At 38.1% G+C, this 21,438-nt stretch carries 19 protein-coding genes; 14 read left to right on the top strand and 5 right to left on the bottom strand.

The window, feature by feature from the left end:
• The first annotated feature begins 58 nt into the window (after positions 1 to 58).
• Positions 59 to 775 carry a Crp/Fnr family transcriptional regulator gene (locus ACY9Z2_RS13820; RefSeq protein ID WP_463610236.1) on the top strand — a complete coding sequence of 239 codons (717 nt, stop codon included), beginning with the start codon at positions 59 to 61 and terminating at the stop codon, positions 773 to 775.
• Between the two features lie 572 nt (positions 776 to 1,347).
• Positions 1,348 to 3,519 carry a DNA topoisomerase III gene (locus tag ACY9Z2_RS13815; protein ID WP_463610235.1) on the top strand — a complete coding sequence of 724 codons (2,172 nt, stop codon included), beginning with the start codon at positions 1,348 to 1,350 and terminating at the stop codon, positions 3,517 to 3,519.
• Positions 3,520 to 3,741: 222 nt separating this feature from the next.
• Here ACY9Z2_RS13815 and ACY9Z2_RS13810 read toward each other — a convergent pair whose 3' ends face one another.
• Positions 3,742 to 4,104 (bottom strand): hypothetical protein, encoded by a 363-nt coding sequence (locus tag ACY9Z2_RS13810; protein WP_463610234.1) that lies wholly within the window; start codon positions 4,102 to 4,104, stop codon positions 3,742 to 3,744.
• A 170-nt stretch (positions 4,105 to 4,274) separates the two neighbouring features.
• Here ACY9Z2_RS13810 and ACY9Z2_RS13805 point away from each other — a divergent pair, with 170 nt between their 5' ends.
• The 9 genes from ACY9Z2_RS13805 (at position 4,275) to ACY9Z2_RS13765 (ending at position 15,280) form a co-directional block, all read left to right on the top strand.
• Entirely contained in the window at positions 4,275 to 5,858 is a 1,584-nt protein-coding gene (locus ACY9Z2_RS13805) for an ATP-binding protein (RefSeq protein WP_463610233.1), read from the top strand.
• A gap of 16 nt (positions 5,859 to 5,874) precedes the next feature.
• Positions 5,875 to 6,561: a response regulator gene (locus ACY9Z2_RS13800; protein WP_463610232.1), complete on the top strand. Its 687-nt coding sequence runs from the start codon at positions 5,875 to 5,877 to the stop codon at positions 6,559 to 6,561.
• Positions 6,562 to 6,784: 223 nt separating this feature from the next.
• Complete coding sequence (locus ACY9Z2_RS13795) at positions 6,785 to 7,789, top strand: tripartite tricarboxylate transporter substrate binding protein (protein WP_463610231.1); 1,005 nt, start codon at positions 6,785 to 6,787, stop codon at positions 7,787 to 7,789.
• Positions 7,790 to 7,858: 69 nt separating this feature from the next.
• Positions 7,859 to 8,311: a tripartite tricarboxylate transporter TctB family protein gene (locus ACY9Z2_RS13790; RefSeq protein WP_463610230.1), complete on the top strand. Its 453-nt coding sequence runs from the start codon at positions 7,859 to 7,861 to the stop codon at positions 8,309 to 8,311.
• A gap of 39 nt (positions 8,312 to 8,350) precedes the next feature.
• Positions 8,351 to 9,859 (top strand): tripartite tricarboxylate transporter permease, encoded by a 1,509-nt coding sequence (locus tag ACY9Z2_RS13785; protein ID WP_463610229.1) that lies wholly within the window; start codon positions 8,351 to 8,353, stop codon positions 9,857 to 9,859.
• 13 nt (positions 9,860 to 9,872) lie between these two features.
• Positions 9,873 to 11,252 (top strand): SLC13 family permease, encoded by a 1,380-nt coding sequence (locus ACY9Z2_RS13780; protein ID WP_463610228.1) that lies wholly within the window; start codon positions 9,873 to 9,875, stop codon positions 11,250 to 11,252.
• Positions 11,253 to 11,747: 495 nt separating this feature from the next.
• Positions 11,748 to 13,178, top strand: a complete 1,431-nt coding sequence (locus ACY9Z2_RS13775) for a bifunctional 2-methylcitrate dehydratase/aconitate hydratase (RefSeq protein WP_463610227.1) — start codon at positions 11,748 to 11,750, stop codon at positions 13,176 to 13,178.
• Between the two features lie 15 nt (positions 13,179 to 13,193).
• Positions 13,194 to 14,090 carry a methylisocitrate lyase gene (gene prpB, locus ACY9Z2_RS13770; protein WP_463610226.1) on the top strand — a complete coding sequence of 299 codons (897 nt, stop codon included), beginning with the start codon at positions 13,194 to 13,196 and terminating at the stop codon, positions 14,088 to 14,090.
• A 164-nt stretch (positions 14,091 to 14,254) separates the two neighbouring features.
• A complete protein-coding gene (locus ACY9Z2_RS13765; protein WP_463610225.1) occupies positions 14,255 to 15,280 on the top strand; it encodes a potassium channel family protein in 1,026 nt (341 codons plus the stop codon).
• A gap of 98 nt (positions 15,281 to 15,378) precedes the next feature.
• On the opposite strand, the gene ACY9Z2_RS13760 is transcribed toward ACY9Z2_RS13765, so the two are convergent.
• The 4 genes from ACY9Z2_RS13760 to ACY9Z2_RS13745 form a co-directional block, all read right to left on the bottom strand.
• On the bottom strand, positions 15,379 to 15,690 hold the full coding sequence (locus tag ACY9Z2_RS13760; RefSeq protein ID WP_463610224.1) for a hypothetical protein: 312 nt from the start codon (positions 15,688 to 15,690) through the stop codon (positions 15,379 to 15,381).
• A gap of 101 nt (positions 15,691 to 15,791) precedes the next feature.
• A complete protein-coding gene (locus tag ACY9Z2_RS13755; protein WP_463610223.1) occupies positions 15,792 to 16,145 on the bottom strand; it encodes a YmaF family protein in 354 nt (117 codons plus the stop codon).
• 301 nt (positions 16,146 to 16,446) lie between these two features.
• Positions 16,447 to 16,602 carry a hypothetical protein gene (locus tag ACY9Z2_RS13750; protein WP_463610222.1) on the bottom strand — a complete coding sequence of 52 codons (156 nt, stop codon included), beginning with the start codon at positions 16,600 to 16,602 and terminating at the stop codon, positions 16,447 to 16,449.
• Between the two features lie 93 nt (positions 16,603 to 16,695).
• Positions 16,696 to 18,297, bottom strand: coding sequence for an amidohydrolase (locus tag ACY9Z2_RS13745; RefSeq protein ID WP_463610221.1), 1,602 nt, complete (start codon positions 18,295 to 18,297; stop codon positions 16,696 to 16,698).
• Positions 18,298 to 18,490: 193 nt separating this feature from the next.
• On the opposite strand from ACY9Z2_RS13745, the gene ACY9Z2_RS13740 reads away from it, so the two are divergent.
• From ACY9Z2_RS13740 to ACY9Z2_RS13730, 3 genes are read left to right on the top strand one after another with little or no spacing between them, the layout of a single operon-like run.
• Entirely contained in the window at positions 18,491 to 18,958 is a 468-nt protein-coding gene (locus tag ACY9Z2_RS13740; protein ID WP_463610220.1) for a flavodoxin, read from the top strand.
• A 21-nt stretch (positions 18,959 to 18,979) separates the two neighbouring features.
• On the top strand, positions 18,980 to 20,092 hold the full coding sequence (menC, locus tag ACY9Z2_RS13735; protein WP_463610284.1) for an o-succinylbenzoate synthase: 1,113 nt from the start codon (positions 18,980 to 18,982) through the stop codon (positions 20,090 to 20,092).
• Positions 20,093 to 21,010, top strand: a complete 918-nt coding sequence (locus ACY9Z2_RS13730) for a DMT family transporter (RefSeq protein WP_463610219.1) — start codon at positions 20,093 to 20,095, stop codon at positions 21,008 to 21,010.
• Positions 21,011 to 21,438: the final 428 nt, after the last annotated feature.

Raw genomic sequence — 21,438 nt, 5'->3', positions numbered from 1 at the left:
ATAGTGAAATTAGATATAACTGAGATCACACAAATCACGTATATGGAGGGGATAAAAGGTGATAAATCCTGTTCAAGAGCTACCAGTTGAATCAAATACTGCCCACTTATCAAACAGTTGTATGCGAAAACTGCAAAGCCTAATGACGGTGGAAAAGTTTCGTGCGGACGATAAATTGTTTTGGGAAGGTGATCCAAACGAAAAACTTTATTTCCTTTTTGAAGGTACGGTAAAGCTTACGAAGCTTAGTGCAGATGGAAAAGATTTAACACTCTATTATTTTTTTCCAGGCGATTTATTTGGTGAATTTGATCCAAGACAAAAACAATCAAGTGTATTGACCGCTGTTGCCAACGATGATTGTGTCGTTGGAATTATGGAACAAACGGACTTGGAGCAAATTCTATTGCAAGATGGTGACCTGGCTATTGAATTTACGCAATGGCAAAGCCACATGCAACACTATACCCAACTAAAGCTACGTGATTTGTTGTTTCATGGAAAAAATGGTGCGCTTGCTGCGATGCTAGTGCGCACTGCCAATACGTACGGAATAAAAGAAGCTGATCGCATTGTTATTTCACGACGTTTTACCGATAGTGAGCTAGCGAATTTAATTGGCTCTAGTCGCGAAACTGTAAACCGAATGCTTGCAACGTTTAGACGGGAAGGGTATATACGTCATGAACAGGGATTGATTGAAATTCTAAATTTATCTGGACTTCGAGGTATATGCCATTGTGAAGAATGTTCGTTAGGAATATGTCGATTATAAATTCTAGTAAAAAACATCCTACTATAGGGTGTTTTTTTGACGTATCAGACAGTTTTATTTTTGGTTGACGCAAAAGATATAAACTGCGAAGTAAACATGGTGGACGAATAGCACGCCAAGGACACTGCTTGGTATCGGACTGAGGATGCCCTATTTACCTTTTTTGACTTTATTTTGAGGGTTAACGGACACACGATGCCTTATTCAGCTAAAAAACATGATTTTCAACTGTTTTTACCCAAATAAGGAATCCTGAGTCCGATAACAACCGCATTTACCCTTATTTTACCCAAATAAGGGATCGTGTGTCCGCAAACTGACATCCTGCACGCAATCTTTCCAGTACCTTCAAAAATGTTACTTCACTAGCCTTGCCCGCAGCGGAAATCAGCGCTGCTGTTACCGCAGTTTACTTCAACTTTGAGAGTAAAATAGTAACAAAGCCTACCAGTAGCATCTTCTTAAAATCTGCTGTTGGTTAACAATTAATCTTTAGGTGTGGCTGGTGAAAACCAAGTTACTTAATTATGATAAAATGATAGAAGAGCTTTAAGTATAGAGAGGATTTTTCGATGAGTAAAACAGTAGTATTAGCAGAGAAACCGTCTGTTGGACGTGACATAGCACGTGTCTTAAATTGTACGAAAAAAGGAAACGGCTTTATGGAAGGGTCGTCCTATATTGTTACATGGGCACTTGGTCATCTAGTTACGCTAGCAGATCCGGAGATATATGATGATAAATATAAAACATGGAAGCTGGATGATTTGCCGATGCTTCCAGACCATTTGAAATTAGTTGTGATGAAAAAAACAGGGAAACAATTTAATACGGTAAAAACACAACTGAACCGCAATGACGTTAAGGAAATTGTCATTGCAACAGACGCTGGACGAGAGGGAGAGCTTGTAGCGCGATGGATTTTAGAAAAAGCTCGAGTGAAAAAGCCAGTAAAACGGTTATGGATTTCGTCGGTAACGGATAAGGCAATTAAAGACGGATTTAAAAATTTGAAGCCTGGTAACCGTTATCTTCATTTATATGATGCTGCCGTTGCACGGTCTGAAGCGGATTGGTATGTAGGATTGAATGCGACACGAGCACTTACAACGAAATTCAACGCACAGCTTTCTGGTGGACGTGTTCAGACTCCAACACTTGCGATGGTTCAGGCACGTGAAGAAGAAATTAAAGCATTTAAACCGCAAAAGTTTTATGGAATACAAGCGACAATTGCAAATGGAGTCCGATTTACATGGCAAGATAGCAAAAACAATGCACGTATCTTTGATAAAGGTAAAGCAGATGCGATTTTACAAAACGTTAACAATCAGACGGCAACTATCGTATCTGTTGAAACGGCACATAAGAAAAAATACCCAGCACAGCTTTATGATTTAACCGAATTACAACGTGATGCTAACCGTATTTTCAACTTTTCTGGAAAACAAACATTGTCGATTATGCAAAAACTATATGAGCAGCACAAAGTGTTAACCTACCCACGAACTGACTCACGTGTTATTTCAACCGACATTGTTCCAACGCTAAAAGATCGAGTCAAAGCATGCGGTGTGGACCAATATGCACGAACTGCAAACAAGGTTTTAAACCGGGAATGGAAACTATCCAAAGCAGTGGTTGATAACGCAAAAGTTTCGGATCACCATGCTATTATTCCGACTGAACAATCGGTTGTGTTAGAGGATTTAGATGATAGGGAACGAAAAATTTATGACTTAGTCGTGAAGCGGTTCCTTGCTGTTTTATCCGATCCGCATGAATTCGAACAAACGACGGTTGAAGCAAAAATCGGCGATGAACGCTTTAATGCAAAAGGGAAGCGTGTCCTTAAACAAGGTTGGAAGGATATCTATGATAACCGATTTGACGACGATGATGATAAGTCTGATCAAACGTTGCCGAAATTTACAAAGGGGAATTCGTTCCAGAATGTCCGTGTTTCGTTAACGAATGGCGAAACAAAGCCACCGGAGCGTTTCACAGAAGGTGGACTATTACAAGCAATGGAAAACCCAGTCCGATATATGAGTTCCGATGAAAAGCATTTGGCTGGAAGTTTGACGAAAACAGGTGGTCTAGGTACTGTGGCAACCCGAGCTGACATCATCGAAAAGCTGTTCAACAGCCAGTATATGGACAAAAAAGGGAAACACATCTTCTTGACATCAAAAGGCAAGCAATTGCTTGAACTCGTGCCCGAAGACTTGCGTTCACCAGCATTGACCGCTGAGTGGGAACAAAAGCTTGGACTAATCGCTGAGGGTAAACTAAAGAAAAATGCGTTTATTTCTGAAATGAAAGGCTATACAAAAGAAGTCGTCCAAGTAATCAAGGGAAGCGATGAAACATTCAAGCATGATAATATGACAGGAACAAAATGTCCATCCTGCGGGAAATTAATGCTTGAAATTGATAATAAAAATGGTCGCATGCTAGTTTGTCAGGACCGTTCTTGTGGCCAGAAAAAAAATATCGCAAAACGAACCAACGCGAGATGTCCTAACTGCTATAAGCGACTTGAATTACGTGGAGAAGGCGAGGGACAAATGTTCACATGTAAATGTGGGCACCGTGAAAAGCTTTCAACATTTAATAAACGGAAACAACAAGAGAAAAAGCATAAAGTTTCTAAAAAAGATGTAAATAAGTATTTAAAGAAACAGGATGATGGGTTTAAAAATAATGCACTCGCGGATGCATTGGCGAAATTGAAGAAGTAGTTCGATGGAAGATTCTCTGTGTAGGCAGGGAATCTTTTTTTGCACAGATAATATGGAAACGTGACACGTTTGAACCTCATCCGGTGGTGTTAGAGAACTTTGGGTTGGTTGTTACGTAAAATAAGAGAGAGAACCTCTTTCCAAGTTTAGTAGGTTTTTCTGTAGATTTAATGTTGTAGAAATATGCGGAACTAAATGTGGTAAAAAACTATTAACTGTTTACTAGCCATGCCGTTGCCCCTTTAACTTAGCAATCTCTCTTTCGTTACGTACAACTTTAGCGGACGTGTAGTCTTGATCTGCTTCACTATTGTTAAATTTCCGCATGAAAGTTTCATAATGTCGTTCATTATCGGCGCGCATATTTTGTTGATCTTCTTTAATCGTAGTAATTTCAGAACGCATGATTTGTTGATCTTCTTTAATAGAAGCAATTTCACTGCGCATTGTTTTCATTTCAGAGCGCATGTCTTTCATTTCTTGACTAATAGAATCCACTTTTTCATTATTTTTTGCGACCATCCCGACCAACTGCGTAAGCATGTCTTCCATTCGTGTGAATTGTTGTTGTTGTTGTTCATTCATTTTGTCTCACCTCCTATCATAAATTATAACCATTTTTATAGAGGTAGTCTATTGTAGTTATAATAAATTTCAACTTCTCGTTGCGTGTAAAAATGAATTTCACCTTTTGGCAATATTGTGTTAAATTATATCTTAGGTTTGATAGATTCCCAGAGGGGTTGTTTAACATTATGAGGTATGTAAGCTTGCAGACGAAAATAATGGGACTAATTATTGCACTTATTTTATTGGTAACCATTTTTCTTACTGGAATTATAGCCTATCTGGAATCGAAAGAAACGAAAGAAAATATAGGTCAACGTGCATTACAGGTTGCAACTACTGTATCCTTTATGCCATCCATAAGGGAAGCATTTAAATTAGACAGACCGGAAGAAGTCATCCAACCAATTGCGGAAAAGATTAGAAAAAAAGTTGGAGCGGAATTCGTTGTTGTAGGAAATGCGAAGAGCATTCGATACTCACATCCAGATGAATGGAAATTAGGCAAACATATGGTAGGCGGTGATAACACAAGAGCGCTTTTTTACGGAAAATACTATACCTCACAGGCTGTTGGAAGCCTAGGTCCTTCTCTAAGAGGAAAAGCCCCAATTTTTGATGAGTATGGTAATATTATAGGAATTGTTTCGGTCGGTTTTTTAGTAGAGGATATTAAATCAATTGTTGTTGATAAACTAGTAAAAATTAGTAGTTTTTCTTTCATTATATTGATTTTTGGAATAATTGGTAGTGTTCTTTTGGCGCGAAATATTAGGAAAGATACATTAGGGCTGGAACCTTATGAAATCGCTTCTTTATACCGTGATCGAAATGCCATTTTACTTTCTATCAAGGAAGGTATCGTTGCTATCGATAAACAGGGAAATATCACCATGATGAATCCTTCAGCTCAAAATATATTAGGACTTTCCAATGATTATCGTCTGAAAAAGATAGAAGACGTGGTTCCAAATACAAAAATGTATGACGTATTCAATAGTGGTAGTGGTAATAAAAATGAAGAGATGGTCTTAAGAAATCGGACAGTCATTGTGAATCGGACAGCTATAACAGAAAACGATGAGGTTGTTGGGGTTGTAGCAAGTTTTCGTGATAAAACAGAAGTAAATGAAATGTTGAACGCATTGTCTGAGGTAAGAAGGTATTCTGAGGATCTGCGCGCACAAACACACGAATTTACCAATAAATTGTATGTATTATCTGGGTTGCTACAATTACAACACTACGATGAAGCAATTGAATTAATTCAAAAGGAATCTGCTTTTCATTTGAATCAGAATAAAGTAGTTTTTGAACGGATTAAAGACAAAACGGTACAAGCAATTTTGTTAGGAAAAATAAGCAAAGCATCTGAAAAGAAGGTAGACTTTCAAATTGATGAGAATACTTCATTAGATGTAGTTCCGAAACATATTGATATGACTAAACTGATCACTATATTAGGAAATCTAATTGATAATGCATTTGAAGCAGTTGAAAATAACAACGTAAAACAGGTTACTTTTTTTGCAACAGATTTAGGAACAGATATTATTTTTGACATTTCGGATAATGGGACTGGAATTAAAGAAGAATATATTGCTCATTTATTTGAAACAGGTTTTTCTACTAAACAGGCCATTGATCGTGGGTATGGATTGGCTTCTGTTAAAGATATTGTGGATGAGTTAAACGGTGGGATTGAAGTTTATAATCAAGATAGTGGTGGAGCCATTTTTTCTGTTTTTATTCCTAAACAGTTAATAGAGTAATAGGGGTGGTGAGCAAATGATTCATATTTTAATCGCAGAAGATGATTTCCGAGTTGGCAATATCCATGAAGAATTTTTAACTAAGATAACTGATGTGAAAGTAGTAGGTAAGGCATTGAATGGGAAAGAGACATTGAAATTAATAGAAAGTCTTTCAGTTGATTTAATACTACTAGATATTTTTATGCCAGATATATTGGGCACCGAACTAATTGGTAAAATTCGAGATATCAACCCAAATATAGACATGATCATGATCTCCGCCGCAACAGAAAAGTCGATGGTTGAAGATGCAATCAGAAACGGTGTATTTGACTATATCATTAAACCAGTTAAAATGGATCGTTTTATTGAGACAATTGAAAAGTATAAACGTACACGAAAAGCGTTGGATAACAAATTAGAGATTGATCAATCATTTTTAGATAATTATTTTGGACATCATAAGCAAGAAATTTCAACTAATAAGGATACGCCAAAGGGAATTGATCCGTTAACGTTAGAAAAGGTGCAAGAAATTATGGAAAGCAATCGATTGGGAATCACGGCGGAAGAAATGGGTGTAAAAATCGGTGCTTCACGAACAACAGCTAGGCGGTACCTAGAATATCTCATATCAATTGGAGTTTGTACGGCACAATTAGAATACGGTATTGTTGGCAGGCCAGAACGAAAATACCTGTTGGTAACAAAAACATCTTGATCGAGAATCTTGATGTTTTTTTATTTTCGTCTTGCCAGTTTCTTTTCTTTTTCTATGTTCTAGCCCACGCCCTTTTCTATCTGTGAACAAAATGAACAAAATACGCACAATAATCATTTTTCCCTTTATTTTGAAAACGGTTACATATCAGAAAAATTACATTACAGTGAAAATAGAATACCAATGATGATTGTCGTTGGAAAAACAAAGGGGGAATTTTGAAGTGAAGAAATTATTACCTGTATTAGTTTTTGCTCTTTTAATGATCTTTACAGTTGCATGTTCAGACAGTACAGAAACAAGCGGTAGCTCAGGCGGTGAATGGAAACCTGAGAAACCAATAGAAATCGTATCACCATCAGGGGCAGGTGGTGGTTGGGATACCACGGCAAGAATGGTTGGTAAAACATTTAACGATACCGGAATTATCGAACAAGATATCGGTGTTGTAAACAAGCCTGGTGGCGGTGGCGCTGTCGGATGGGCGTATGTTCATGGGAAAGAGGGAAGTGGAACAAACTTATTTGTTTCATCACCTCCAATCTTATTAGTGCCATTAAATGGTCAATCCAAATTCGGACATGAAGATTTCACACCTCTTGCAAATATGATTGCCGACTATGCAGCATTCGCTGTTGCAGCAGATGCAAAATGGGATAATTTGAATGATTTGTTTGCGGATATGAAAAAAGATCCTTCTAGTATTACCGTGATTGGAGCCTCTTCACCGGGTAGTATGGACCACATTCAGTTTGTTAAAATTGCTAAAGCAGCTGGCGTAGATGTAACGAAAATTAAGTATGTATCTGACCAAGATGGAGGAGCATTAACTGCATTGTTAAATGGAAGTGTAGATGTATTCTCCACTGGTGTTGCTGAAACGGTAGAACAAGTAAAAGCTGGAAAAATCAAGGTACTTGGTGTTACATCCGAAGAACGCTTAGAAGGTGAGGTCTTATCTACCTTCCCTACAGCAAAAGAACAAGGAATTGATGCTACATTTGTAAACTGGCGCGGATTCTTTGGTCCACCAAATATGGATGAAGCAGCAGTTAAATTCTACGAAGAAAAATTCAAAGCGTTAAGTGAATCAGAAGAATTCGCTGAAATCCGTAAGAAATATGGATGGAGTGAAATGTACATGAATAGTGAAGAATACAAAGCGTTTTTAGACAAAGAGAAGGAAGAAATTAAAGCCCTATTAGATGAATTAGGTCTTAGTAAATAAAGTTTTGAAAAGTGAGCCAATGATGATGGTCATTGGCTTTCCTTTTTATTTCATGAAGGTGGTGTACGTATGTTTCGAACGTTAAATAAAAAAATATCAATTCTATTTATCTTGTTAGCAGTTTTCTATCTTGTGCTTAGTTTTTCACTGCCGCCATATGCATATGTTCCGGTTGATGCAGATGTTGTTCCAATTTCACTTGGATTTATCTTGATAGGATTATCTGTGTTTCTGTATTTTACAAAAGATCAGGAGAAAAAAGAAAATGATGATCGTATTTCAAAAAGTGAGTTGCCGGTTATCTTTGGAATAATCGGTTTTATTATTCTTTATATCTTTCTTCTTGAAATAATTGGTTTTATTATTACGACCGTTTTATTTCTCTTTATTTGCTCACTATTTCTTGGATATAAAAGACACGTTGTTAATTCAATCGTATCGCTCAGTATTCCAATTTTAATCTATTTATTATTTGATTCATTTTTACAAATCAAACTACCTTCAGGAATACTACCATTTTAATAGGTTGGTTTGATACGCAAGATCAGAGGAGGTAACAACATGGATGTATTTAACGGACTCGCGCAGGGGTTTCAAGTTGCCCTTAGCTTTGATGGATTACTGTTTGTATTAATTGGCGTTATTGTTGGGACAGTTATTGGAATGATCCCAGGACTTGGACCGATTACTGCAATTGCTGTCATGATCCCAATTACGTATGGAATGGATCCGGCTATTGCATTGTTATTAATGGCTGGTGTATATTATGGTGCTGCATACGGAGGAGCAGCTTCATCCATTTTATTAAATGCTCCAGGGGTATCAGAAGCTGTTGCTACAACATTTGACGGGTATCCAATGGCAAAGCAAGGTAAAGCAGGAAAAGCACTTGCGATCGCCGCAATTGGATCGTTCGTCGGTGGAACGATCAGTATTATTTTTCTATCCTTTTTAGCACCTTTGCTTTCAAAAGTGGCTGTATCCTTTGGTCCACCGGAATATTTTGCGCTGATGCTAATGGGATTAACGGCCATAGCAAGTCTTTCAGAGGGATCAACTGTAAAGGCCTTAATTTCTGGAACAATTGGTTTAATTATTGCCACAATAGGGATCGATGCACAGACGGGGACAGCACGCTTTACATTTGGGAATCCCCACCTTTTAGAAGGAATTGACTTTCTTGTTATCGCTCTAGGTTTATTCGCACTAGCTGAAGTAACATCACTTATTAAAAACAGAAAAGAAAAAATGGATAATATGCATAGTGTGGGCAGCTTGAAGCTTTCCAAAAAAGACTATAAAGAACTAGTTCCTACGATGGGAAGGCAGTCTGTGCTTGGCTTTTTAGTAGGTATATTGCCAGGGGCAGGTGGTACAATTTCTTCGTTTCTTGGTTATATAAGTGAAAAAAAGTTCTCTAAAAACCAAGAGGAATTTGGTAAAGGAGCAATCAGAGGTGTTGCTGCTCCAGAAACAGCAAATAATGCCGCATCTACCGGTGCGTTTGTTCCGTTATTAAGCCTAGGAATTCCTGGTTCAGGAACCACGGCGGTAATGCTCGGAGCGTTAATTGTTCTTGGAATTCAGCCAGGTCCATTGTTAATGACCGATCACCCAGATGTTTTCTATGGTGTTATTGCAAGTATGTATATTGGGAACATTTTATTGCTAATTTTAAACTTACCGCTTATCCCGTACCTTGCTAAAATTTTGCTTGTACCGAGACAGTTACTAATTTCGTTGGTCATTGTGTTTTGTATAATCGGTGTTTATGCAATCAGTTTTAGCACGTTTGATTTATATCTTCTTTTAGCATTCGGTATCATCGGTTACTTAATGAGAATTATACAGTTTCCAGCAGCACCACTTTTACTTGCTTTTATTTTAGGTGGAATGATGGAACAAGCATTCAGACAATCACTAACTATTTCAAATGGAAATCTATCTATCTTTGTAACAAGTCCAATTGCGGCTGTCATGTTAGCTATTGCTTTTCTATCCTTTTTAGTTCCTCTCATTAAGGGGCGTAAAATGAATAAGCAAGAACAAGCTGAAAATAAAAGTGCTTAAGGGATCCGATTAAATGAAAGTAAAAATCTTTTACATTGTTCTATTTGTTACTATATCCATCTATGTAAAGGAAATGTTTTTAACTGATTTTAACACCGAACAGCAGTTAACATTAGCATTGTTGGCACTTGCTGTTTACTTATGGGTAGCAGCACCTATCCCAACTGGGGCTACGAGTATTCTGCTTTTGGCATCTATGATTATTTTAGGTTTGGTTGATGGTGTAGAAGAAGCTGTAGTGGGATTTTTATCTCCCGCCCTGTATTTTATTTTGATGCTATCATTAATTAGTTCCTCACTCGTTAAGGTTGGGGTAGACAAAATCATTGCACGATTTTTAATTAAAATGAGTAAGGGTGGACCAATTTTTGTTGTCATCACCCTTCCATTTTTTATCTTATTTCTCCCGATCATTCTACCGTCTGCTATCGCGCGCTTTAAGATGCTGTTACCTATTATAAAAAAATTAAATCAATATTATGGATTTCCAGAAAGAAGTTTATTTGAAAAATATTGCTTATATGCTATAGGTGTGCTCAACCAAAAAGCAACGATGATTATCTTTACCGGTGGTGGCTTTCCAATTCTAGCATCACAATTGTTAAGAGACTACAACGTTACTGAGATTGGATGGCTAGATTGGTTTTTGCATATTGGACCACCACTTTGGGTTAGTTCCATTATCGTTGCGATTTTTGTTTGGCTGTTTTTAAAGAAGATGTCTCCTAATGATGAATGGTTTAGCGAACCGAATCCAATTGATCTATCAAACGAGCAAATAGAACACATGCCACCAGCTTTCTGGGTAGTGATTGGTAGTTTTTTACTAATGATCGTGACGTGGATTGTAACCGATCAAAATAGTGTACCACTAGTCTTACCACCAATGATGTTAGTAGTATTCTATTCACTCCCAAAACATGGATTGATTACGAATAAAGAAATTCGTATGTATGATTGGGAAAATTTTTTATTACTTGGTTCATCTTTTTCATTAGGATTGTTAATGGCAGAGAATGGAACAGCTACCGAATTGGCAAAGCAATTTATAAGTCTCGTGTCTCCTGATGAGAGTATGATAGTAAAAATATTTGCTATTAGCGTACTAATCTTTTTGTTACGGTTTTTATTTGTCGTACCATCTTCGGCCATGATTGTTATTTTTCCAATTGTTCTTTCTTATTCAGCGTTAATCGGAATAGAACCTGAAAAACTAGCTTTTCTCGTTATTATGATTATTGGTGGAGTGGTGGTGCTACCAATCCACTCACCAACCGTATATATGGCTTATGAAACGGGTATTTTTACAAAAAAAGAACAATATATAATCGGAGTCTTTTCGAGTTTTACTATTATGGTCGCAGCAATCTTTGCATCGCTTTATTACTGGTAATAAGTATTTTCTTAAAGTTGTTGTTTGACCCAATTTACGTATACTGCGAACTAGTGAAAATTCAAGCAGCATCGACCGCTACGGAAAAACACTGCGCTTTCCGTGGGCAGCTGATGAGCCTCCTCGAGCTTACGCTCTGCGGGGTCTCATCTAGGCTTCTGCTCCCACAGGAGTCTCCGCGTTTTTCCTCCGCTAGATTTGTGCTGCATAACACATTATTATTAATCCTTGATGGAAAAAACATTCTATTTTGGCAATTGATTGGAGCGGAGGGCAGTCGACTCCTGCGGGAACAGCGCGAGCTGAAGACCCCGCAGAGTGATTTTCTCGAGGAGGCTGAAGCCGTGCCCGCGGAAAGCGACTGTCCGCAGCGGAAATCAACGTTTCTGTTACCATAGACTTAAATTTTCATAAGTTCGCACTTTACATCAATTACGCAAAACATTGTTATGAAGTTGGGTTTAGTTTTAAAGACATAACAAGGGAGGAAGAGCAATGGTAACAACTAAAACAAATACTGATCAACTACTTGAAGAAATAGCGGACTATGTAGTTGACGTAAAGATTGAAAGTGAAGTGGCGATGAAGACAGCGTCGCATGTATTGATGGACACCCTTGGATGTGGATTTTTGGCACTTCGATATCCTGCATGTACAAAGCATCTAGGACCTATAGTTCCTGGTACAGTCGTTCCAAATGGAAGTAGAGTTCCAGGAACACAATTTGAATTAGATCCTGTCCAAGCAGCTTTTAATATTGGAACAATGATTCGCTGGTTGGATTACAATGATACATGGCTAGCCGCTGAATGGGGGCATCCTTCCGATAATTTAGGTGGAATTTTAGCTGTAGCAGATTATGTCAGTCGGAAAAATATTGCGAATGGTGGTAAGCCTCTTCAAATGGAAGAAGTGCTAGACGCAATGGTAAAAGCTCATGAAATTCAAGGAATTTTAGCATTGGAAAATAGTTTAAACCGACAAGGCTTGGATCACGTACTATATGTAAAAGTAGCTACTACAGCTGTTGTGACAAAAATGCTTGGTGGAACAAAAGAAGAAGTTATTAATGCACTTTCAAATGCTTGGATTGATAATGCTAGCTTACGAACGTATCGCCATTTTCCTAATGCAGGCTCGCGAAAGTCTTGGGCTGCTGGTGATGCGACAAGCCGCGGCGTACGATTAGCTATGATGGCGATAAAAGGAGAAATGGGTTATAAAACTGCCCTATCCGCTAAGGGATGGGGATTTGAAGATGTGTTATTCTGCGGTAAGAAACTAGTATTAGCACAGCCACTTGGATCTTATGTAATGGAAAACATTCTCTTTAAGATTTCATATCCAGCAGAGTTCCATGCTCAAACCGCTGCAGAATGTGCGGTTACATTACACCAAAGTGTCAAAGACCGAGTGGATGAAATCGAAAAAATTGTCATCACAACCCATGAATCAGCTATTCGTATTATTGATAAAACAGGTCCCTTACACAATCCAGCTGACCGTGACCACTGTATCCAATACATTACAGCAATTGGGCTACTTTTTGGCGATATTACAGCTGATCATTATGAAGAAGAAACGGCATCGGACCCGCGTGTTGACCTATTGCGTGCTAAGATGAACGTAGTAGAAAATGAACAATATACGAATGATTACCTAGATCCCGAAAAACGATCGATTGCTAACGCTATTCAAGTATTTTTCAAGGACGGTTCTTCCACTGACCTAGTTGTAATGGAATATCCGCTAGGTCATCGGTTCCGTAGAGATGAAGGGATACCTAAGCTGTTAACAAAATTTAAAACAAATCTTGATACTAGATTCCCAGAAAAACAAGCAACAGAGATATTTTCTATGTTCCAAAGATATTCAAGACTAAAGGATATGGATGTTCACGAATTTATGAATAAGCTGATCATATAGAAAGGAAGACGTTATATGAGTTGGTTAACACAAGAACATGCTTCACAGAAAGAGTTAGCTACCAAATTTTTGAGATTGGTAGAAAGCAAATCTATTTTAAAAGTTCCTGGTGTACATGATGGGATGGCAGCATTAATCGCTAAACAAGTTGGATTTAAGGCATTGTATTTATCAGGCGCGGCTTATACAGCGAGTAAAGGATTGCCTGATTTAGGAATTGTAAATTCCGAAGAGATGGCATACAGGGCAAAGGAAATTATCCGAGCATCCAACCTGCCATTATTGGTAGACATTGATACAGGTTATGGCGGTGTTTTAAATACTGTGAAAACCGCCAAAGAAATGATGGAGGTAAATGTAGCTGCAGTGCAAATCGAGGATCAAGATTTGCCAAAAAAATGTGGGCATTTGAATGGGAAAAAATTAGTACCAAGTGAGACAATGGTGCAGAAGATTAAAGCGATTAAAGAGGTTGCGCCGTCGTTAGTTGTTGTAGCAAGAACCGACGCGCTCAGCGTAGAAGGACTAGACTGTGCAATTAACCGAGCGAATGACTACGTTAGAGCTGGTGCCGATGTGATTTTTTCTGAAGCACTGACGAAGAAAGAAGAGTTTCAACATTTTAAACAGAACGTTCAGGTGCCTTTACTTGCAAATATGACAGAGTTTGGAAAAACTCCTTATTATAATGCTTCGGAATTTGAAGCTTTTGGGTATAGTATGGTAATTTATCCTGTCACATCGTTACGCGTTGCTGCAAAAGCGTATGGGAATGTTTTTACCGAAATAGTAGAAAAAGGTACACAAAAGGATTACTTGCAACACATGCAAACCCGTGAAGAGTTATACGAGACGATCGATTACTATCGATACGAAGAACTTGATAATAAAATAGCCAAAACAGAATTGTGATAAAAGGAGGTTCTCTTGTAATGGAGAATCTCCTTTTTGTTTTCAGGGAAGACTGCTAAGCTGTCCTTGGAAAATTATCCTATTATTTCTGCAAATCTGTATTACACATTTTTACCATAATAAGATAAACTAGCATTATAATTTAAATAAGGAGAAGTATGCTTATGATCTGGTTTCTGACGAGAGTTTATCCAAAGCTAAACCAAGCAAATAATATAAGATTATTCATTTTAGTTATTTTTGTGTTGGTATTCAGTTCTTTTTTTATCCATTTTTTAGAACCTGAGACGTTTCCTACTGCATACGAAGGATTGTGGTGGGTGATGACGACGGTTACGACTGTCGGGTATGGCGATGTTTCACCAACGACAACTGCAGGAAAGTTTTTCGCTATGATTCTATTTGTAGTAGGTATTGGTCTGATGGGTGTTGTGATTGGGAAAATAGTAGAGATGTTCTCGCTATATCGTATATTGAAGGAGGAAGGTAAATTGCCGTTTACAAAAAGTGGTCATTATGTATTACTTGGTTGGAGCGAAAAAGCGAAAAGTACGTTAAAAGAGCTATTAAACGATGATGAAAAAAGAGATGTGGTGATCATAGCGGATTTACCTCAAACTCCTTTTAAACATGAATTAGTCACCTTTATACAAGGTCAGCCTGATAACCAAGAGTCGTTAGTTGATGCGAACGTTGCTAAAGCATCGTCTGTCCTCATTTTTTCCGATGATAGAATACAAGATTCTTCCTTATCAGATGGGAAAAGTTTGTTAATTGCTTCATCAATCGAAAAATTATCACTCGAGCTTGGAGTAGATATATATACCATCGTTGAAATTCAGAAGGAAAAACATATCGATAATTTTGTGCACTCAAAAGTTGATGAGTTTGTCATTTCAGACGAAACTTTTTCACGTATCATGGCAAAAGCTTCTCGTTACCATGGTTCAAGTACCATTTACACAAAGCTTACGAGTGACACGGAGGGCGAAAACATTTATAAAATTAAAATTGACCCAGCGTGGCGTACATACCGTGATGCATTTATTTCATTGTTAGACAAAGGTGCAACATTACTTGCTGATCGTAACGACATGGCGATTAATCAGCGATTAGATGAGCCCATTCCAAATGACGCAGAATTATTTGTTGTTTGTAGTGCGGAGACATATTCAAGAAATTGGAAATGAGTCAATAATTAAACATCCCCGAATGTTGATGAATTAACATAGAGGGGATGTTTTTAGTTTTGGGAAAATCATCCTCGTGAAGCATGTTTCGAAGTTTTTTAAATACCGTATTGATTTTTGAATTTAGCAAATTCGCGTTCATTGGTTACAGCCTTTTTCCAGATGTAATCCTGGTCAGCTGCCAATGAACTAAATCTTTCCATGATTTCTTTGTGCTGTTTGTCACTTTCCTCATTCATCTTAGCTTGTTCTAATTTGATATCTGTAATAGTGTCTTTCATCTCTGTTTGCTCTAACTTGATATCTGTAATAGTGTCTTTAATCTCTGTTTGCTCTTCACTCATTTTACCAATTGTATTTATTAATTGTGACAACATGTTCTCCATGCGTTCTAATCGTTTTTCACTCATTTTAACACCTCCCTTTGAAACTATTATAAGTTAACTTGTCTATATTTGCTAACATAAAAAACAAGAGATTCGAGAAAAGAATCCCTTGTTTTTTCTATAGATTATGCTTTTGTTGCTTTAACGTAGCCTTTTATCATATGTGTGTGTCCGTCATTCTGAGTGGTTTCAACCTCGACATAATGAGTATGGTAGCCACCAGGTAATGGAATTGGCGTACTCGTATAGGCTTCATAATAATGAATGTGTTCGTCATCAAAGGACGTATTGCCGAAGAAAATATGGACATGTCCCTCTGGGGTTTCGATTGGTGTGGTTGTTACTGCTGGATGTGTATGCGTGTGACCATCCACACACGTTGTTGCACCAATATGTCCATGTGTATGACCAGTATTTCTTTCCATTTCATCAGCGCCCGTTTGATCGTATTCCGAATGGGGATGTTGATTAGAATACATTTACACAACTCCTTTTCAATTTTTCCGTTTCTTCATAACCTATGTAAACGTATGCCTATAGTGTGCATGGACAATGTTAGAAAACTTGGTTTATCGCTAGGCTTTAGTTACCCTTATACTGATATCCATATGTGGGTTTCTTTTCCTTCCCCACTGAATGGTAGTTGAACAGAATCGGACCTTTACGGGAAGTTGTTCACCCTATTATCTTTCGTATTCTTTGTAATTTTGAAGGAGGATTTTTACTGCTCGTTAAGGCGGGATAAAACTTAGGTTCCTAGCAGTGTAAAAAAATAGAGCATCACTTGTCGTGACGCTCCGTTTCATTTTCCACTTTTATTGCTATTTTGCTTGCTAACCAGCGTTTGGCAACTTCTTCTTCAACATCATACTCTTTGCCAGCCCGAAGGATTTCTCCGTGATAAGCTGTTTGCACATTCATTCGCACTTTAGTCATTCTTGTCTACCCCTCTCAGCATAGGTCTTCTTTGCTCTATTTTACCGCAGTTTGACGGGCAGTAATACCCCCACTGAATGAAATTTCACTTTATCATCTCTGAAAAACTCTTTCACCTTTACTCCATGTTTCGATTACGTTTAGGGAATTTAATTCACTTGGTTGAATTTCCTTCGGATGTTCAGATAACAAAATTATATCTGCTTGTTGACCTACTTGGATTCTACCTTTCTCTGATTCACGAAACTCCAATTCTGCTGCGCTTTGGGAATACCCTTGAAAGCTTCGGTCGATGGATAATTTCTCATTTGGTATCCACCCTCCACTAGGGTTATGGTCGGTGTCTGTACGATTTACTGCAGCGAAAATTCCTGTTATCGGAGAGAGGGGACCAATTGGCGTGTCTGAGCTTAACGTAAAAGGAATCGCCATTTGGTCGACTGTGTTCCACGGGTTACAGAATCTTTCTTGTTCTTCGCCAACCCAATTAACCGTTTGATCGTATTCATTCATAATAAAACCGGGTTGCGTCTCAATATACGGTTTTACCTCTTGAAGTCGTTCTAATAAGTCTGGTGCTAAAACTTGTGCATGGATGATACGATGCCTAAGCGCGGTAGTGTCCACTTTTTCAAGTGCATTTAACGCTTGTTCCACTGTTCTGTCTCCAATTGCATGCATAGCTACTTGCATACCATTCTCGTGAGCGGTCTGGACAATAGTGTCAAGCTCATCTTGAGAATAAATTAACGTTCCACTTGTATCTGGTTTATCGTGATAGGCTTGGCGTAATGCAGATGTATGCAACCGTTGTGTGCCATCTAAGAAAATTTTAATTGCACCAATTTTTACTCGTTCACTACCGTTACCGGTTCGTTTGTCTGTTGCGCGAAGGAAATAATTTAGATCATCGATGTTAAAAATATAGTGGTGTAATCTTACATCAATCTTCAAATGCCCATCCTTTTCCAAATCGAGATAGGTTTTCCATAGTCGATCAAAATTTCCGACGAAGTTTAAATCATCGGTATGAACGGAAGTTATGCCTTGCTCTAGTAAATGTGGAACTGCATCTTGAACCGCTTCATAAATTTCTTCCTCATTTTTTTGGCGAAAATTAAACTTAATAAAGTGAACAGCAGTATCCTTAAAGCGTCCAGTCCAGTCCCCGTTCTCATTCATCTCAATAAATTGTTCATGATTTTTAAGTAGGGCAGGTTCTCGCTTTAAAATTTTCAATGCTTCATGATTCACCACGCATTCATGTCCATCATCATGAAGAAAAAAAGCAGGTTTGTCGTATTCCAATTCCTCGAGGTCATCAGCAGTTAATGGATGATCGATATCCGTAAGCTGGCTATCGATTAATCCTCTGCCGACAACCCACTCATGTTCCATCATTTTTTCTTCGTTGTATCGGTTTGATAGGAGTGATTTTATTTCACTGAAGGTAGTTACGCTGCGGAAATCAAGTTCTTTTTTCATTAATCCAAAACGAAGCAGGTGCATGTGCGAATCGTTAAAACTTGCCGTAGCAACGCGTTGATCACAATTAATTACATGCGATCCTGTTTCAGAAGTAAGTCCTTTATGAATTGAAGCAATTTTTTCTCCTTCAAGGACGATGTGAAATACCTCATCAGTTCCAGCGTTTTCAAATGGTCGATATAGTCGGACGTTGTTTAAAATTTTCATTCCTAATGCCTCCATTAAATAGTTTCCATAGTTTGTATACCCGTAACTGATAGGAAAAAACTTCTTGGTCTGTCTGATTGTCACAATAATGTCATACAACGAAACTACGGATAGCTTAATCATTGAATATAAATATTGGTTTCCATTACACTATATATAGGTATTTGTGCTAGTGACACGGAGGTAGTAAGTGATGAGCAAAATTTTAATGATGTATGCGAGTATTACAGGGAATACAGAAGAGATTGCAGTAGCGATTGCGGAAATGCTACAAGCCTATAATCATGAAGTTACGATAAAGACCTTTGATATGGATGCGATAGATGTTGAAGAATTAAACGCGTATGATGCGGTTCTGGTCGGAACGTATTCATGGGATGATGGGGCAATGCCGTACGAAGTTGAGGACTTTTACGAGGAACTAGAGGACGTTGATATAACTGGAAAATTGGTTGGAATCTTTGGTTCTGGTGACACATTTTATGCCACATTCGGTGGAGCGATTGACCTTATTGGAAAGCGGTTTGAAGAATTAGGTGCAGATGTCATGCCAGACTGGATTAAGGTAGATTTAGAACCTGATGCGAAGGATTTTGAACGATGCCAGAAATTAGTCGATGATTTAAATAAGAAGCTTCAGGAAAAGATTGAATCTGAGTAAGATAGGGGGGATTACATGGTAATGGGCGTTAATAAAATTTCGTTACATAAATTAAAAATGCGGCTAAGATTCCCCTTTCGAACGAGTTTTGGTACATTACAAGATAAAGAATTTTTTATTATAGAAGCGAAGGATGACGCTGGAAACAGTGGTTTTGGCGAATCAGTTGCATTTCCCAGTCCATGGTATACCGAAGAAACCACTGCTGCAAACGAGCATGTAATAAAAGATTTTCTGATTCCATTATTGCGAAAATCATCAATCAATCATCCCGATGAGATTTCCACCATATTTAAGCCAATCAAACGAAACAAAATGGCGAAAGCTGCGATTGAGGGAGCGATTTGGGATTTGTATGCAAAACAGCAAGGTATCACTCTATCGCAAGCCTTGGGTGGAACAGCAACGGAAATCAATGTTGGTGTCAGTTTGGGCATACAACCTACAATTGATGACTTACTTAATGACATTCATCAGCATGTAAAACAAGGCTTCAAACGAATAAAATTGAAGATTAAACCCGGCTGGGATGTGGATGTTTTAAAAGAAGTACGCCGCCAATTTCCAGATACTCCTTTCATGGCAGATGCGAATTCTGCTTATACATTACAGGATATCGGTCATTTAAAAAAGCTTGATGAGCTTCATTTAATGATGATTGAGCAGCCGCTTGCACATGATGATATTATTGATCATGCTAAACTTCAGCGCGAAATAAAAACACCCATTTGCTTGGACGAAAGTATTACCTCATTTGATGATGCCAGGTATGCAATTGAACTAGGTAGTTGCCAAATAATAAATGTGAAAATTGGCCGCGTTGGCGGATTAACAGAAGCGAAAAGGATTCATGATTTTTGTGAAGAAAAGGAGATTCCAGTATGGTGTGGTGGAATGCTCGAATCAGGTGTCGGGCGTGCACACAACATGGCAATAGCCACATTAGCTAATTTCAGCCTTCCAGGAGATATAGCAGGATCTGAGCGTTACTGGAATAAAGACATTATTAAGCCTGAAGTGGAAGTGAACGATGGGAAAATACGAATTCCGGATCAGCCCGGTATTGGATATGATATCGACTGGAATTCGCTTGAGAAATTTCGTGTTGGATATGAAGAATTTGAGGTGTTATAAATGTCAAAAAGGAGTCCAGGTACTCCTTTCTTTTCGTTAGCAGACAAAAAGAAATGGATTGTATGGCTGTTGATTCTGTTGATCACCATCATATGGGGATATGCGTGGGTTCTCATGAAAGCATCACTTGACTACATGGGGCCGTTCACGTTCTCGGCATTTAGGTTTGGCACGGGGACAGTAGTGCTTTTGCTCGTTGTATTCCTAATGAAGATGAAAGCTCCCCCGAAAGAAAAATGGGTGCATCTGATTATATTAGGTATTTTACAAACCGCCATTGTCTTTCTATTGGTCATGTACGGTCTTTCATTTGTAGGGGCAGGAAAGTCATCTGTTTTGCTCTACTCAATGCCAATATGGAGTAGTATGTTAGCTGTACAGTTTTTGAAAGAAAAAATCACGAAGGTTAAATTACTCGGACTTAGTTTAGGTATGGTAGGATTACTACTAATTCTAGGCTGGGATCTATGGGTTGGTCAAAATCCTAAAGCTATATTAGGGGAAATGTTAATAGTCATTGCGGCCATATCATGGGCAGCATCAAATGTTTATTATCGAATAAAATTTCCTGATATGCCAAAATTACAAGTTAATGCCTATCAAATGTTATTCGGTACGCTTGCCATCATTATATTTTCATTTTTTACCGAATGGGGAGAACCGATTAATCTAACTCCAGTTAGTATTTATTATATTTTATTTACGGGAGTACTAGCTTCGGCATTATGTTTTACCGTATGGTTTATCATTCTTAGTATGATCGACACTGTAACAGCAACTTTATCTACTTTACTCGTACCTGTATTTGGTCTGTTTTTAAGCTGGTTAATACTTGATGAAGCGTTGTCAATTGGTATCGTTTCAGGATCTGCTTGTATTATTGTTGGTATTGTTATTGCGCAGATAACGAAAAAATAGATTCCTCGCAATTTTAGTGGAGGAATCTATTTTTCTAAAAGGCTATTTTCTAAGTGATTGGTGTTTTTGACTCAAAATACGTAAACTGCGAACTGAGTAGGGGGCTAGCGACTGCTTGGTAACGGACTGAGGATTCCTTATTCACCTTTTTTGCCTTTATTTTGAGGGTTAACGGACACACGATCCCTTATTCAGCTAAAAAACATGATTTTCAACTGTTTTTTCCCAAATAAGGAATACTGAGTCCGATAACCACCGCATTTATCCTTATTTTACCCAAATAAGGGATCGTGTGTCCGCTAGCTGACTCCCTGCATGCAATTTTTCCAGTATGCTAGAAAATGTTCCTTCAATAGACTTGCCCGCAGCGGAAATCAACATCGCTATTACCCTTAGTATGAATTTTCACTAGTTCGCAGTTTACATTA

The sequence above is a fragment of the Virgibacillus sp. GM2-2 genome, from assembly GCF_055329585.1.
The sequence above is the reverse complement of the archived record's forward strand: the minus strand, read 5'-3'. Positions and strand labels throughout refer to the sequence as shown.